The 14,234-nt window shown below is 62.1% G+C and carries 19 protein-coding genes; 12 read left to right on the forward strand and 7 right to left on the reverse strand.

Annotated features, from left to right (window positions below; genetic code table 11):
- Positions 1 to 225 precede the first annotated feature (225 nt).
- The 5 genes from M2360_RS22660 to M2360_RS22680 all read left to right on the forward strand — a co-directional run bounded on the left by M2360_RS22660 (position 226) and on the right by M2360_RS22680 (position 4,039).
- Positions 226 to 1,668, forward strand: a complete 1,443-nt coding sequence (locus tag M2360_RS22660) for a hypothetical protein (protein WP_280777655.1) — start codon at positions 226 to 228, stop codon at positions 1,666 to 1,668.
- A 234-nt stretch (positions 1,669 to 1,902) separates the two neighbouring features.
- A complete protein-coding gene (locus M2360_RS22665) occupies positions 1,903 to 2,118 on the forward strand; it encodes a hypothetical protein (protein ID WP_280777656.1) in 216 nt (71 codons plus the stop codon).
- A 168-nt stretch (positions 2,119 to 2,286) separates the two neighbouring features.
- On the forward strand, positions 2,287 to 3,168 hold the full coding sequence (locus tag M2360_RS22670) for a hypothetical protein (RefSeq protein ID WP_280777657.1): 882 nt from the start codon (positions 2,287 to 2,289) through the stop codon (positions 3,166 to 3,168).
- 97 nt (positions 3,169 to 3,265) lie between these two features.
- Positions 3,266 to 3,676: a universal stress protein gene (locus M2360_RS22675; RefSeq protein ID WP_280777658.1), complete on the forward strand. Its 411-nt coding sequence runs from the start codon at positions 3,266 to 3,268 to the stop codon at positions 3,674 to 3,676.
- A 45-nt stretch (positions 3,677 to 3,721) separates the two neighbouring features.
- The gene (locus tag M2360_RS22680; RefSeq protein ID WP_280777659.1) at positions 3,722 to 4,039 is read left to right on the forward strand and encodes a TraR/DksA C4-type zinc finger protein; all 318 of its coding nucleotides are present in this window, start codon (positions 3,722 to 3,724) and stop codon (positions 4,037 to 4,039) included.
- A gap of 30 nt (positions 4,040 to 4,069) precedes the next feature.
- Here the strand turns inward: M2360_RS22680 and M2360_RS22685 are convergent, their stop codons facing one another.
- The 3 genes from M2360_RS22685 to M2360_RS22695 all read right to left on the reverse strand — a co-directional run bounded on the left by M2360_RS22685 (position 4,070) and on the right by M2360_RS22695 (position 7,600).
- Positions 4,070 to 5,179 carry a LuxR family transcriptional regulator gene (locus M2360_RS22685; RefSeq protein WP_280777660.1) on the reverse strand — a complete coding sequence of 370 codons (1,110 nt, stop codon included), beginning with the start codon at positions 5,177 to 5,179 and terminating at the stop codon, positions 4,070 to 4,072.
- Positions 5,180 to 5,283: 104 nt separating this feature from the next.
- A complete protein-coding gene (locus M2360_RS22690) occupies positions 5,284 to 6,192 on the reverse strand; it encodes a peptidoglycan-binding domain-containing protein (protein WP_280777661.1) in 909 nt (302 codons plus the stop codon).
- Complete coding sequence (locus tag M2360_RS22695; RefSeq protein WP_280777662.1) at positions 6,164 to 7,600, reverse strand: HAMP domain-containing sensor histidine kinase; 1,437 nt, start codon at positions 7,598 to 7,600, stop codon at positions 6,164 to 6,166. The genes M2360_RS22690 and M2360_RS22695 overlap by 29 nt, the downstream gene beginning before the upstream one ends.
- 607 nt (positions 7,601 to 8,207) lie before the next feature.
- On the opposite strand from M2360_RS22695, the gene M2360_RS22700 reads away from it, so the two are divergent.
- The 7 genes from M2360_RS22700 (at position 8,208) to M2360_RS22730 (ending at position 11,586) form a co-directional block, all read left to right on the forward strand.
- Positions 8,208 to 8,618, forward strand: coding sequence for a DUF5330 domain-containing protein (locus M2360_RS22700; protein WP_280777663.1), 411 nt, complete (start codon positions 8,208 to 8,210; stop codon positions 8,616 to 8,618).
- A gap of 276 nt (positions 8,619 to 8,894) precedes the next feature.
- The gene (locus tag M2360_RS22705) at positions 8,895 to 9,311 is read left to right on the forward strand and encodes a SufE family protein (protein ID WP_280777664.1); all 417 of its coding nucleotides are present in this window, start codon (positions 8,895 to 8,897) and stop codon (positions 9,309 to 9,311) included.
- A gap of 110 nt (positions 9,312 to 9,421) precedes the next feature.
- Positions 9,422 to 9,664, forward strand: coding sequence for a DUF1902 domain-containing protein (locus tag M2360_RS22710; RefSeq protein WP_280777665.1), 243 nt, complete (start codon positions 9,422 to 9,424; stop codon positions 9,662 to 9,664).
- A gap of 7 nt (positions 9,665 to 9,671) precedes the next feature.
- Complete coding sequence (locus M2360_RS22715) at positions 9,672 to 9,866, forward strand: type II toxin-antitoxin system HicA family toxin (protein WP_280777666.1); 195 nt, start codon at positions 9,672 to 9,674, stop codon at positions 9,864 to 9,866.
- Between the two features lie 96 nt (positions 9,867 to 9,962).
- Complete coding sequence (locus M2360_RS22720) at positions 9,963 to 10,277, forward strand: hypothetical protein (RefSeq protein WP_280777667.1); 315 nt, start codon at positions 9,963 to 9,965, stop codon at positions 10,275 to 10,277.
- Between the two features lie 751 nt (positions 10,278 to 11,028).
- Positions 11,029 to 11,178: a hypothetical protein gene (locus M2360_RS22725; RefSeq protein WP_280777668.1), complete on the forward strand. Its 150-nt coding sequence runs from the start codon at positions 11,029 to 11,031 to the stop codon at positions 11,176 to 11,178.
- A gap of 18 nt (positions 11,179 to 11,196) precedes the next feature.
- Positions 11,197 to 11,586 (forward strand): hypothetical protein, encoded by a 390-nt coding sequence (locus M2360_RS22730; protein WP_280777669.1) that lies wholly within the window; start codon positions 11,197 to 11,199, stop codon positions 11,584 to 11,586.
- A gap of 7 nt (positions 11,587 to 11,593) precedes the next feature.
- On the opposite strand, the gene M2360_RS22735 is transcribed toward M2360_RS22730, so the two are convergent.
- The 4 genes from M2360_RS22735 to M2360_RS22750 all read right to left on the reverse strand — a co-directional run bounded on the left by M2360_RS22735 (position 11,594) and on the right by M2360_RS22750 (position 14,091).
- Positions 11,594 to 12,202, reverse strand: a complete 609-nt coding sequence (locus M2360_RS22735) for a PIN domain-containing protein (protein WP_280777670.1) — start codon at positions 12,200 to 12,202, stop codon at positions 11,594 to 11,596.
- Positions 12,186 to 12,641: a helix-turn-helix domain-containing protein gene (locus M2360_RS22740; protein WP_280777671.1), complete on the reverse strand. Its 456-nt coding sequence runs from the start codon at positions 12,639 to 12,641 to the stop codon at positions 12,186 to 12,188. Before M2360_RS22740 ends, M2360_RS22735 begins: the two co-directional genes overlap by 17 nt.
- Before the next feature lie 131 nt (positions 12,642 to 12,772).
- Entirely contained in the window at positions 12,773 to 13,579 is an 807-nt protein-coding gene (locus tag M2360_RS22745; protein WP_280777672.1) for a DUF6456 domain-containing protein, read from the reverse strand.
- A gap of 5 nt (positions 13,580 to 13,584) precedes the next feature.
- Positions 13,585 to 14,091, reverse strand: coding sequence for a helix-turn-helix domain-containing protein (locus tag M2360_RS22750; RefSeq protein WP_280777673.1), 507 nt, complete (start codon positions 14,089 to 14,091; stop codon positions 13,585 to 13,587).
- Positions 14,092 to 14,234: the final 143 nt, after the last annotated feature.

Genomic DNA, 14,234 nt, shown 5'->3' on the forward strand with positions numbered 1-14,234 from the left:
AACGGCTGAGAGTGGCGGGCAGGTTAGTATATTTTCATTGCGCCAACAATATGGTTGCGTCGCCGCGGAGACGGTTCGCCGTCTCGGATGCTTGGCCAGTATGGTGAATTCTCCTTTACCATTGGTGAACGCGACATGACAGGGCTTTGCCTTTGCCTTCCGGCGTTCTATGACGCAACGGCGCCGTCGGCGAGGATCGGAGCGAAACAGAGAGCCAACTGCGGCATGATGAAGATTACCCTGATCATTCCCCTTCGCCTGACGGCGGAAACCCATGAAGGCGAATTGCGTCTCCGGCGGCTTGCCGCTGTGGTGCCCAGGGACCTGTTCGACATCCAGATCGCCGATTACGGCACCAGCGACAGCCATGCCAAACCTCTGCGCCTGTTGGAAGCGGGCGGCGTCGAGGTCGTGCGCCATCCGCGTCCGGAAAAGCTGTTTTCGATCGGCAAGGTGCGCGATTTCGGCGCGGCCATGGCCCGCAATCCCGTCATCATGTTCAATGACATCGATTTCTACGGCACGCCCGCCATGTACCGCGCCATTCACGCCGAAGCCATGCGGCGGGACATGGCCCGCAATCGGTTCGAATTCTTCACCGCGCCGGTGCTGTTCCTGACCGAGGCCGGCGTGAACAGATGGTTCGCCGACATGGCCGACGATCTGCCGTTCATCAAGCAATTCACTCCGGAATGGCTCGACGCCCAATCCGACCTCATCCAGTTCACGGCCTTCGGCAGTTCGGCCATGGTGGTCAACCGCGAACATTATCTTTCGCTCGGAGGCCATGCGCCCGGTTTTTCCGGCCATGGCGCCGAGGATTACGACCTTCTCCACAGATTGTCGTCGCTGTCGCCAAGAGGTCCGCGCCCGCACGCCTATCTCACCGATTTCAAGGACAATGGCGTCCGCCATTATTGCGGCTTCCGGTCCTTCTTCGCCCTCAATGGGCTCGAGGCTTTCGCAGCCGGCATCCATCTCGTGCATCTCTGGCATCCGCGGCGGCGGGAAAAGGGCTATTTCAGGCCGGGACCCAATTTCCGCCTGTTGCGCCGCCTGATGCTGTCCTTCGATAAATCCGGCGCCATGCCGTTGCCCCTGTCGGATCCGGGGCGCCGCGGTGTCTGGCTGGTCTATTGCCGAGACAAGGCCGACATCCAGCTGATGCGGCAGATCCTTCCCCATGCGGGCCGCTACCGGATCGCGATCCGCAGGCGCGCGCCGGGGCCGTCGGCTCTGGTTTCCGAGGCTGGCCGGATGGGCGCGGACACGGTGGTGATTGCGCCGGGCGTCGCCGGCTCGGCCGCCGCGCCCGGGGATGCGGGCCTGGCGGTCTATCAATTCGTCCGCAGCGCGGGCGAAGGCGCTTTCCGCGTTGTCCAGCTGGCGGGCGACGCCGTGACCGCCGCCGCGGAGTTCGGTGGAGAGGCGCGCGAAATCCGCTCCGAGCGCGGCGTGGTCCTGTTCCGCTACTGGACGCGCTTCGACGGCGGACCGCTCGGCCGGATCGAAAGCGGCGATATTGCGCCGCCGCACTCCTATGATGCGCCGATCTTCGCGTCATTCGGCGGCGCGGATGCGCCGGCGCGGGTTCGCCGCGCGCGCGTCAGGCCCAAGCGGAAGTCCAACTGGCTGGTCCGTTTGAAGCGCTTCCTGACCGGATTTTAGCGCCGGCGGCCATGATAACGGCGGCGCGGCGCCGGGCTGGTTTTCCCGAAAAGCCGATCTCGACACGAAACCGACAAACTTGTTTCGGATTGCGGGGCGCGGCGGCAGGCGAGGCCTTGTGTCTTCATCTGGGCCGCACTAATGTTCGCGCTGATTGCAACGCGTTGGTTTGTCACGAAAGCGCGAATGCGAACGTCCATTCAATGGACTGCGACCCAATCAAGAGGTATAATAATGGCGACGACCGACGCGGCAGAGAAGAAACCTGGCCCGAGAAAACAGATCCAGGCGATCAACAAGGAAATCGCCGCGCTGAGGGACCGCGTGAAAGCTCTCAAGGAGCAGCGCGCGACCTTGAAGGAAAAGGTCAAGGCGAATGATGCGGCCCGCGCCGCCAAGAAGGCCGCGCGCGAAGCAAAGGAAGCTGGAAATCCAGGTTCGGCGAGCTAATAAACGTAATGCTGGAAACGGCGGTATCCAGTAGTCCTGGCGGCCGTTTCCCTTTATAAACAATAGTCCTTCATGGCGCATGACGATGTAAGCCCCGGTATGGCAGGCCTCCTGGCCAGCGAGACGCAGGCTCCTTCACGAGCGACCGAGTATTCCGGGTTTGCGCCGATGCGCGTCAATGTTCATCTCGGCGTCCACAAGACCGCCACCACTTTCATCCAGGCGCAGTTGCACGATCACCGTTCGATGCTCACGGATGGCGGCATTCGCTATGCGCCGATTTCCACCGTGCGACGGGGATTCACCTCGCTGTTTGATGTACTCGCCTGGACCGATGCGCTTGGCGGGGCGATCACGCGCCCATTCTTGGCTCGCCGGCTGGACGCGTTGATCCGCAGCCAGGGGGGTGGCGACACCTTCATTCTCTCGGATGAAAATCTGCTCGGGCTGATCTCGGCCAATTACTGGACGGGCCGGCTCTATCCCGGCGCGCGCCGCAGGCTGCGCATTCTCGATTCTCTTTTGAAGGGCAATGAGACGCGCTATTTCCTGTCGATCCGCCGCTATCCCGATTATCTGACCTCGTCCTGGCTGCAGCTCGCCTCGCGCGGCAAGGCGCCCGCCTTCGATCGCTATCTCGCGAAGTTCAAGCCTGAGGGGCGCGGCTGGGCAGAGATCGTCGCCGACATGGCGGCGGCCTGCGGCGCCGACAGGCTCACCGTCTGGACCTATGACTGGCTGTCGGCAGACCCAGGCAGGGTGTTCGGGCTGCTCGCGCCGGGCGTCGCCTTCACCGTGCCGGACGAGGAATTGCGCCGCGACGTCCTGCCGTCCTTGACCATCAAGGGCCTGAAGGTGCTCAACGAACTCAAGCCGCATCTGTCGGCCAACGAGATGAAGAACGTCGCCCGCCTGATGCGCGGTTTTCCGTTCGATGAACCCAATCCACGCCTCGAAATCGCCGATCCCAGCCTCATCGGCGCCTATGAGGAAAAATATCAGACGGATCTCGCCCGCATCCGGGCGCTTGGCGTCGAGCTCCTTGACTGATCGCGGTTGCCGCTCCTCCACTTGATGTTGATCAATGCCCGTCACGCGCGTGACGCGCATGATGCCTCCAAGAAGTTTCACTCACAGGAGGCGCGACATGTACAAGAAAATCCTCGTTCCCGTGGATATCGGCCAACTCGACAAGGGCGAAAAGATCCTCCTCAAGGCGATGGAGATCGTTGATGACGGCGGCGCGATTCTGCTTCTCAATGTCGCCGAGGACATTCCCGGCTACATCACCATCGAACTGCCGGTGGATTTCATCGAAGCCAGCATCAAGGAAGCCGGCGAGCAGCTCAGCACGCTCAACGAAAAGACCGGAGCCAAAGCGCTGATCCTGACGCGCATCGGCTCGCCGGCGCGGGAAATCCTGGCGGCGGCGGAAGAAAACGGCGCCGACCTCGTGATCATCGCCTCGCATAGGCCGGACTTTTCCAATTACCTGCTCGGCTCTACTGCCGATCGGGTGGTGCGTCACGCCAAATGCTCGGTGCTCGTCGACCGTTGACGCATAAGAAATATAAGAAAAACAATATTCTACGGAGGAAAATCCATGCTGGATATGAGTGTCTTCGCAGCCCGTCTCAACACGCGCAAGACCGAACTTGAAGGCCGCCTGCGCGCCATCGAAACCGAACTCGAGGCCCCCGGCAGCACCGACGCCGCCGAGTATGCGCTTGAGGTCGAGGGCGATGAGGTTCTGGAGGGCGTCGGCCGGGCCGGTCTCGACGAGCTGCGCGCCGTCAACGCCGCGCTCGATCGCCTCACGCGAGGCGTTTTCGGCCTGTGCGCCAAATGCGGCCAGCCGATTTCCAAGGCGCGGCTCGACGCAGCGCCGCAGGCGGCGCTGTGCGAGGAATGCATTCATTGAAACGTGCTATGAGACGCCGCTTGCAGGCGGTCAGCCGCCTGCGGCGACCGAATAGCGGGTGACCGGCGACAGCCTGCGGACGAAATCGGTCTGGCCGGTGCTGCCGGTCTTGCGATAGATCGCCTTGGCGGTGCTGCGGGCGGTTTCATAGGCCACGCCCAGCCGCTTGGCGATCTCGGGCAGCGCTTCGCCCTCGAGCATCAGCGCCGCCACGCGCGCTTCGGCGCGGGTGAAATCATACAATGTCTTGAGGAGCGGAAACAGCGTGTGGTCGCCTTTGGTGGGAAAGGCGGCCATCACGATCGCTTCGGCGCTGGGCCCGAGATCGCGCGCCATGCGCCGGAGCGGCAGGATGTGCAGCACGCCCGGCGTCACCGTCGCGTCGGCCGAGGGCAGCGGCAATGATTGCACCCGCACGCCGCCGAGCGACGCCAGCGCTTCGGAAAACAACTGTTGGGCGGCGGCGTCGCGCAGCGCCAGCCGGCCATGGGCGAGAAAGGCGATATAGTCGTCCAGCTTTTCAAATTCGGAATTGGCGGCGACGATGCGGCCCTGTTCGGTGATCAGCGCCGCCGCCACCCCGGCCAGCGACAATCCGTTCAGCAAGACCTGCCGCCGCTGCCGGCGCACCTCGCTCGCCAGATTGAGCGCGCGGGCCATATGCGGCCTCAGCCCGTTGAGCGCCGCCAGCAGCTCCGGCCCCACGGCTCCCTGCTCCAGCCGCCGTTCGAAAATGATCGACATGCGCCGGCCGTCGGCGGCTTCCACGATGGTGGCCGCGCCCATCCCGAAGCCGCGCGGCAGGAGGAAATCGCGATAGATCGGGATCCGCGCCTTGTCGTCGGCGCTGTAGAGCTGGCTGTCGGACACGAAGTCGAGATCGCCCGATTTCACCAGGCCGTAGAGCCGGTCGTTGCGCGGCTGCCAGCCGCCATGAAGGAATTCCTCAAACAGCGGCGTGACGCTTGGCGTCAGCACCCAGTCGGCTCCGGTCACGTCGTCTATGGCCACCATTCCGCCGAAAAAGTCGCCCCATCGGCAGATATCTTCCATCACCCCGACCCAGGCTTCGGGCAGCACCGCAGCTTCATAGATCCTGTCAATGATGTGGATGTGGTCAGCGGAACCGGGAGAGAACATGACGTCCGTTTCATGAAGAAACTCTTATGAAACGATCATTACCCCTTTTCGCCAAATGTCAAACGCCGCCGCCGTGTGGATGGATGGTCTGCAACCGGACGGCGCTACAAGGCGCCGATGGATTTCAGCTTTTTCAGCACGGCTTCCGACGGTTCGCCGGTCACCGGCATGCGATAGGCTTTCTCGAAGGAGCGGATGGCCGCCTTGGTCGCCGCGCCGGGCTTGCCGTCGACGGCGATATCGCCATAGGCCAGACCCACCAGCGCTTTCTGGATCAGCATCACGCGCTTGACCGGCGCGTCGCCGGACGGCGCCTTGGAGGCGTCGGCATGGGCGGTTTTCTTGGCCGGCTCGGGATAGGGGGAGGCGGGAATGGGCGTCGAGCCGGTCTCGTCCATGGCGCGGATCAGTTCGGCCACGTCGTCGCTCTTTTTCACGCTCGCGGTCTTGGCCTGGTCGGGCGGCTGAGCAGCGTCTGTCTGCGCGATGGCGGCGCGGGCGGCCTTCATCCGGTCCAGCAGCGCCTGGGAGGGTTCGCCGGTGGCCTCCAGCCCCTCGGTCTCCTGGTAGAACTGGATGGCGGCCACCGTCTTGGGTCCGCTGACGCCATCGGCCGGTCCATCATAAAGGTTGAGCGTGGTCAGCGCCTTCTGGATCTCGGCGACCACGGGCGAGGGCGCCGGTTTCGGCTGGGCGGCGAGATCCTCCTCGCGCTCGATGCGGAAGGTGGTGACGCCGGGTTCGGCGGCTGAAGCATGCGCCTCCGCATGGGTTGCGGGCGCATCGCCCCGCGTCGCCATGAACGGCGAAGGATGATGCCGCGGCTGATACCACAGCGCGTTAGCCGCCACAAAACTGAACACCACGGAAAAGATCGCCACCCCCGAGATCAGCCGGGGGTAGCGGGCAATGAAAGTTACGCCCGACAGCCAGGCGCTCTGCTTGCGTCTGGCCGGCGCCTTGCGGGCGGGGGCTTTTTTCTTCTCAGGCGATTTTCGCTTCGGCGGCGCCATTGAGCGTCTCCTCTATCGTCTGTGTCCGGGCGCGCTCATGCAGGCGCGGCGGAAATTCGATGGCGTTTTCGCAGCCGTCCTCGCCGTTGAACGGCAGGGTGACGGTGACTTTGGTGCCGGCGCCTTTTTCGCTTTCGATCGAAAAGGAGCCGCCATGCAGGGCCACGAGACCCTTGACCAGCGCGAGCCCCAGGCCCGCGCCTTCATATTGGCGCGCATAAGCGCTGTCGGCCTGTACGAAAGGCTGGCCGAGCTTGCCGATCTTGTCGGCGGCAATGCCGATGCCGGTGTCGGCGACGGTAAGCACCAGCGTCTCGCCGTCGCGGGCGGCGTCGATCGTCACCACACCGCCTGATTCGGTGAATTTGATGGCGTTGCTGGCGAGATTGATCAGAACCTGCTGGATGGCGCGGCGATCGGCCGAGACGTCGCCGAGATGGCGGGCCACCCGGCTGGTCAGCACCACGCCCTTGGCATGGGCGGCGAGCGACAGCATTTCCTCGGTGGCGGCCACGGCGTCGCCGATGTCGAAGGGCTCCTTGAGCAGGTCGTAGCGGCCGGCCTCGATCTTGCTCATGTCGAGCATGGCGTTGACCACGGCGAGCAGATGCTTGCCCGAGCGGTTGATCAGCTCGCAATATTCCTTCTGTTTGTCGTTTTCGAAACGGCCGAAATATTCGCCCGTCAGAATGTCGGAAAAACCGAGAATGGCGTTGAGCGGCGTGCGCAGCTCATGGCTGACGGCGGCGAGAAAACGGGTCTTGGCTTCATTGGCGCCGAGCGCCTCGTCGCGGGCGCGGGCCGCGTCCTCTTCGAGCGCCGCCTCCTGGCCGCGATCGGTGATCTGGGTCAGAAAGCCAGAAAGCGCGTCGTCCTCGTCGAATTCGGCGACGAATTCGATTCGGACCGGGCGATAGTGGTTTTCGAAACCGCCGACTGCAAACAGCACGTCGGCGCGGGCGCGGGCCGCGCCGCGACGGAGATCGTCGAATGCCTGCAGATAAGCGATGCGGCCGGCCACATGCACGCGGTCGATCACCGCATTGGGCTGGATGCGCTCGGGGGAGAAGCCGAAAGCCTGCGCATCGGCGCCCGAGATCGACACCAGCGCGCCGTAGCGATCATGACGGGTCACCAGGCCCGGCAGGCGCGACACCGAGGACGGCGCCGGGATGGCGGCGGCGAGCGGGGCTGTCGCGGCGGCGGCGGGACGGATCTCGCGAAACGCCAGAGCCAATGTCATGGAAGCGGCAAATAGCGCAGCCGAGGCCGGCAGCGACGCGGCGAGCGCGACGCCCGCCATCTGCATGCCGGACAGGCACAGAAGGCCGACCGCGCTCGAGGCAGCGAGCCGCAGGCCAGGCGAGGGCATCGCCCCTTCGCCTGTGTCGGATGCGCGTCCTATCATGTGACGCGCCTTGCCGCCGATGTTGCTCAATACTCTCAACGCTTGTGGCCTTCGATTAGCCCTTGGGAACTCTCAGTCCGGAAAATGGCAGCGCGGACTTAAGGAATGGATAAAAACGAACCCGGAACAGCCGCAGCAAGGGGCGAAAAGTCCAGAAAAGGCACAGATGCGGGCAACTTCGAAAATCGTGGTTAACAGCGCGTAATTGCTGGTGTTTTTAAACTTACCCGGGGTGAGTTAACCTTTGTGGCGGCGTCAGGCGCCGCAATCGCCTGATTTGGCGGGGGCGGCTGCCTTGTTGGTTAACGGCGATAGGTCGAATTTGAGCAAAATGCAGTTCAAGATTGCATAAACTCCAAGAAATTCAAATTCGCGGCAAATTCGAGTCGAATCCTCCTCTTTGCCGCAATGGGACGTCAGCATCGCCCGGCTAGTGTTTGCTCATCGCCGGACAACAAGCGCCGGACCAAGACAAGAGAGCGACAAGCTCCTGATGGAAACAGGCCGGGTCAACCGGCGATGAGCGACACACCGGCGAAAGCCGGCGGACACGACGGAACCGGACGCGAAAAGATCTGGTCCGAAAGACAGGGCAAGGAATACGGATATGTGGTTTCTCTTGAGAACCGCCTTCTGGTTTTCGATGGTGCTGGTCATGCTGCCGATCTTCGATCAGGACGCGACCGACCGGTTGAAGAATGAGGAAGGCGTCGAACTCACCGATGCTTTCGGCGCCGCCGCCGGCGCCATCACCTATATGGGCTCGCTCTGCGCAGAAAAGCCCGATGTCTGCGTCAAGGGCGCCGAGACCGTCTCGACGCTCGGAGCGCGGGCCAGGGAAGGGGCGCGGGTCGCCTATTCCTATCTCGATGAAAAATTCGCCGACCCCGCCGAACTCGCCGCCGCCGACGGCGTGACGACCGGAACCGTGACAACAGCCGCAGCCGCCCCCGAGGCCGGCGCGCAAGACGAGACTGCCCGCCACATCCCCATCCCGACCCCGCGCCCCACGCGCTGACCCGACTGCCTACTGGCTACTGCCTGCTGGCTCCCATCCAATTCCCCTTCGCGGCCGCGCCCTGACCGGCGCCGCCGCGCCGCCTGAAGCGTCTCGCTTCTTTTCATGCCCCGCCTCGTCATCTTGACGCCGCCGCGAAGCCCTGCGCTTCGCGGCTTTTTCTTTGGCAGCGTCCATGCCCGGAAAGTCCCTCCAGCCGTCGCGCAATCCGTCGCAGCGGCTTTTCAAGCCCGCCCCGAGCGCCTATATCGGGCGGCAAAGACAGGGATCAGCATCATGGCCGCCATTGACGACATCATCAGCGACTTCGCCTTTCTCGACGACTGGGAGGATCGCTACCGCTATGTGATCGAACTTGGCAAGGCGCTGCCCGATCTGCCCGAAGAAGACCGCACGGCGGACAACAAAGTGCGCGGCTGCGCAAGCCAGGTCTGGCTAGTCAGCGAACCGGGCGAGGGCCAGGACCCCGTGATGACCTTCCGCGGCGACAGCGACGCCCATATCGTCCGCGGCCTCGTCGCCATCGTGCTCGCCATCTACACGGGCAAACACGCCTCCACTGTGGCCCGCCTCGACGCGCTCGACACATTCAGGGAGATCGGCATGATCGAACATCTCTCGGCCCAGCGGGCCAACGGGTTGAGGTCGATGGTGAACCGGATCCGGGAAGAGGGCGTGAAGGCGGTGGGGTGAGGGGGCGTCAACGAACTTCCGCCCGATCAGCAGCGCGAATTCCATTAAAGCGCGCTCCGTGCTACAACGGCCCACATGACCGGCAAATTCAATCAGCGGGAGACCAGCGGATGAATGCTCATGCGATTACAGTGCGCGCCGCCTGGGATGGCGAGGCCGACGTCTGGTTCGCCACGAGCGACGACATCGACGGCCTCGTTGTCGAGGCGGCGACCATGGAAGAGCTGGAAACCAAGGTCCTCGCTGCCGTCGTCGATCTTCTCGAACTCAATGGCTCCGCCTCCGACCAGCCGGAAATCCCCGTGCACATCCTCTCCGAGCACGCCGTCAAAATCCCCAATCCTTGCCTCTGATTCCGCCATGGCGGGCTATCTTCGCGAATTGAAAGAGCTTTTGGTCAAGGCCGGCTGCGTCTATGTCCGACCCGGTCGCGGCGATCACGAAATCTGGTTCAGCCCCATAACCAACCGCCACTTCACCGTCGATCACGGCGTCAAGTCCCGTCATACGGCCAATGAAACCTTGAAGCAGGCGGGACTGCCGAAGGCGTTTTGATTGCACCGTCTTGACACCAAGCGCGATCACTGTCTCGGATTGCGCGAACCGGAACAGGCGCCTGTTCCCATATGATCTCGACCAATGAGGCCTCAATTGGCGATCAAGCTTTTGGACATCATCAGAGGCAGCGAACCTCACGGCCTGATGCCCGGCGCGACGCTCAATAAAATCGCCCCACGCTTCGGCCCGCCGGATGGCTGGACATTCCCCTGGACCGACCCGTTCGGCGGTTCGATCCAGTACGGCGACCTGAGGCTCGGCGTGGTCGTGCGCAACCGCAATGTCCTGATCTCCGATTTCTCGATCGCCCTTTGGGAAACGCATGTCCCGGAGGAGGGCGAAACCCACCGGGCACCGAAAGCAAAACCCCGTTTCAGGCGCCACGCGCCCCCCGAAAAAGGGCCATGACGCGTCCGGAGCCAACCCGAAAACGAACGAAAATGCCGCCAACAACCACCAAGCCGCCATGCCAGTGACCAATTCGACGGTAATTCGAGAAGTCCGATGGATTTTGCCCGGAAAACGGTCGTGCCGGCATGCCGCGAAAATTCAGCGCGATCTGTCTTTACATCTCGTGAGATCAAGTCTTGATTATAAATACTGCGCGAAGGCGTGATGTTAACGGTTGTGCGCGCTTGAATTGCGTGTAAGAAGACGCCCATAGGAGAGTTTCGGATGCGCCACTTTTTCCTTTACCTCGCACTGAGCATTAGCACTATGCTATGGAGCCCAGCGTACGCGAATTTTATTCCCTCCAACGTAGGAACCTCGCCTGAAAGCTTTGCGGAGTCGTTAATAATAACGCAAAGAATTGAAGGCCAATTTTTTCTATGTCTCTCAGACATAAGGATTTTCAATAAGGCGGATAGCAAAAACTGCAAATACACTATAGAAAAACTTAATATTCATTCATATTCAATGCAAATGGGGGATATTAATAATTTAACATTAGATTCGCTAAAGAATATTCTTGTCATTATTGAGGAAAAATCGGAAAAATGATACTACAAGAGATGGTTGAGAAATATATATAAATATATTATCTAATATAGAAAAAACAATATGAACGGTTTTGACCGCTGTATATGATGAATCTTGATTGGGTCGCGGCATGCTGGCAAAGTTATAGACTGGAATATCAGCGCCGACGGAGCCTCAAGTGGCGATCACGCTTTTGCACATCATCAGAGGCAGCGAACCTCATGGCCTGATGCCCGGCGCGACGCTCAACAAAATCGCCCCTCATTTCGGCCCACCGGATGGCTGGACATTCCCCTGGACCGACCCGTTCGGCGGTTCGATCGAGTAGGGCGACCTGAGGCTCGGCGTGATCGCGCGCAACCGCAATGTCCTGATCTCCGATTTCTCGATCGCCCTTTGGGAAACGCGTGTCGAGGAGAAGGGCGAACCCGTCCGGGCGCCGAAGGCAAAACCCCGTTTCAGTCGCCACGCGCGCATCGATCTCCAGGGCATTCGCGGCGGCATGTCGATCGACGACATCAGATCCTGGCTCCGCCATCACGGCCTACGCTTTTCGGAGTTCGAACAACCAAGTTTCGCCTCTGAGGAAGGGCGGCAGCTCGTCGCCAACGGCAACACCCTGTTTTCCTTCTGCCGAGGAGGCGGGTCGCCGTGGCTGATGGATGTCGTGGTCTTCGACAAATGTCATCCCTTGTGGCCGGTGAGGAATGGGGTGGGTGTTGTAGAGAGGGTCTGATTGCCAGCTACAATGAAGCCACATGCCCTTTCAGTATATCTACCGTCTTCACAAGCCCAGCCGCCTCGAAATCCAGAAGCAGCGCGTCGGCGTCCTTCTCTGGACGCTTCAGCCGCAACCTCATGGTCCGAACTGCGGATATCGCCCTGCCGATGTCGAGGTCGATCGTATCCGCAATGAACGCATCGGCGGAGCGCACCTCGATGCCGTAGCGACGGAGCGTGTCGGGCGGAAAGTCCCTCAGGTTTTCTGTCACGATCACAGACGCTTGCGCCTTGATCGCGGCCGCCAACACATGTCTGTCTTTCGGATCGGGCAAGTCGTTGCCGCATTGAAGGAACTGCTCATAGTCGGCGACTCTGGCCTCATCGAACGCTGCCGACATGGCGGCAATCGCGCGCCGCGCATGTGCGTCCGGGTGGTCCTTGCCTTTGGCTCTCGCCATTTTCTCGATCGCCGCAGACGTCTCTCTCAAAACCTCATCGGACCACCGGACCCTGAAAAATTCCGCCTCGGCAAGCGACAGCAGGAGATTGCGCCTGACAACGCTTGCCAAGCTGCACGCATCGACCAGAGCGGTGAACCGGTTGGCGAACACGTCAGAGCAATTCTCCATCCAGTTCGCCGAGCCTGTCCAAAGCTTCGCTACGGGCTTTGTCACGGGCCCGCTTGTAGTCAAACAGGTGATCCGCCTGAATGCGTCTGTGTCGCCCGGTCAGCGAATAGGGGATGTCGCCGCGATCGAGCCGCGAGATCAGATAGGGCCTGGACACATTGAGAATATCGGCGGCCTGCTGGGTGGTCAGCAGCTGCGTCACCGGCACCAGCGTGACGGCGTCTCCTTTGCCGATATGGCGCAGGACATCCATCAACAGGCCCGACAATCCCGGCGTCAGGACGATTTCCGCCGGCGGCTGTCCGTCGTTGACGACCCGCAGCGTCGCATTGGCTTTGGATTGCGCGGCGATGATCTTGCGCAACTGGTTCGCCGCTGCGCGTTCCTGTTCGGACGGCAAGCGTCCACCCAGTTCCTGGGCGTTTGCGGGAAGGGTCATGTCTCTCTCCGGTGCGCCATGATCAGCCATCATAACGTAATCTCTATTCGAAATATTCGCAACGACGCAATCGATCTGACAGTTGCGCGCTCCTCGCTGCTCCCTATTGGCTACTCGCTACTCGCTACTCGCTACTCGCTATTCGCCCGCCCCCTCCCACCCGGCCGATAATGCCGATCCAGCGCCATCAGCGCCGTCTTCAGCATCAGCTTGGCCGATCTTGCCGGCCATTGGCGTTCGCGCTCCACCGTCTCAAGCCCTTTTTCGAAGCAGCAGATATCGAGCGCCACGCCCGAAAGTTCGGGGCCAATGGCGGTCAGCGCGCGGGCGACCCGCAGCCGGGCAGCCACGACATTGTCCTTGAGTTCGACGCCCGCGCCGGGGGCGGATCTGACGCGGTCGCCGAGACGCGGCGCGTAGTTGGGGGTGATTTTCGGTTGCAGTCCGGCGAAGTGGAAATCGCGCGCCAGCCGCTCGCCGGCGGCGAGCGCCTCGTCGGCAAACCACGGCGCGCCGGATTTGTCCTTCATGCGGGCAAATTGCGCGAGCGGGCTTTCGCTCGCATTGATGCGCACCGGCTCGGACGCGTCGCCCTCGACGATATAGCCGATCTCAATGGCGCGATGCTGGTCGAGCATCGCTTCGTCACGGGCGGCGCGCTGGCGGCGCAGGAAGGAGCGGGCCTCGCGCGTCGGCGCCACCAGCCCGTTGCGATCGACCAGCAGGCCAAGGCTGGCCGCCTCCGCCGCCACAGGCTTCTGGACATCCGTCGTCCGGCCGTCGGGATGGGTCAGCCTCAGCATGGCGTGTTTGCGGTCGGGGGCGAGCTCAGCGCGGCAGCCGGAATTGCCGAGAAAGCGCAGTAGCTTTTCGATCTCCTTGCGGGTCTCTCTGTCGGGCATCATCGTGAAGTCTGGCGTCACAGTCATCTCCGCCATCGGCCTCAGCCCTTGCGGCCGATGGGCGTGAACACGCCTGATGTCACCGTCTCGATCGCCGCCACCAGCCGGTCGAAGCCGGCCTCGTCGCGGCGGTCCTCCACACGGGCGCAGGCATGTCCCACCGTGCTGCGGTCGCGGCCGAAACCGCGGCCCACCTCACTCATGGTCATCTGCAGCACCACATGGCAGACATACATGGCGATCTGCTGCACATGGCTCATGATGAAGCGGCGGTTGTGCCCCCGCTGCGGTTCGTCGGAGGTCAGGAACATCATCTCGGCGGCGATTTTTGCGACCACGGTCGAGACGCTGCGCGGCGAGATTTCGGCCCTCTGCCGGCGGCGGCGGGCGCGGCGGCTGAGTTTGCCCGGGTTCGGGCGGGGGGAAGGATCGAGGCTGAAGACGTCGCCGCCGCGTCGGCTCCAGTCGGCCACGCGCTGTTCCAGGCGCAGGGCCACATGCGGTTCGCAAAACAGGCTGGTCAGTCCGTGGTCGTCGGAATGGGTCATCAGTATCGCTCCGGTATGAATAGGTTAATTTTCCTATTCATACGCCGCAATCCTGACGTTGAAAAGATGGCTGCGCAACCGCTTCAGCGGTATTTGGCGAAGATGCAGGTTAAGTCGTTGAAATCAAATGTAGGAAAAATTTC

The sequence above is a fragment of the Rhizobium sp. SG_E_25_P2 genome (assembly GCF_029892285.1).
Classification (GTDB): Bacteria; Pseudomonadota; Alphaproteobacteria; order Rhizobiales; family Rhizobiaceae; genus Rhizobium_E.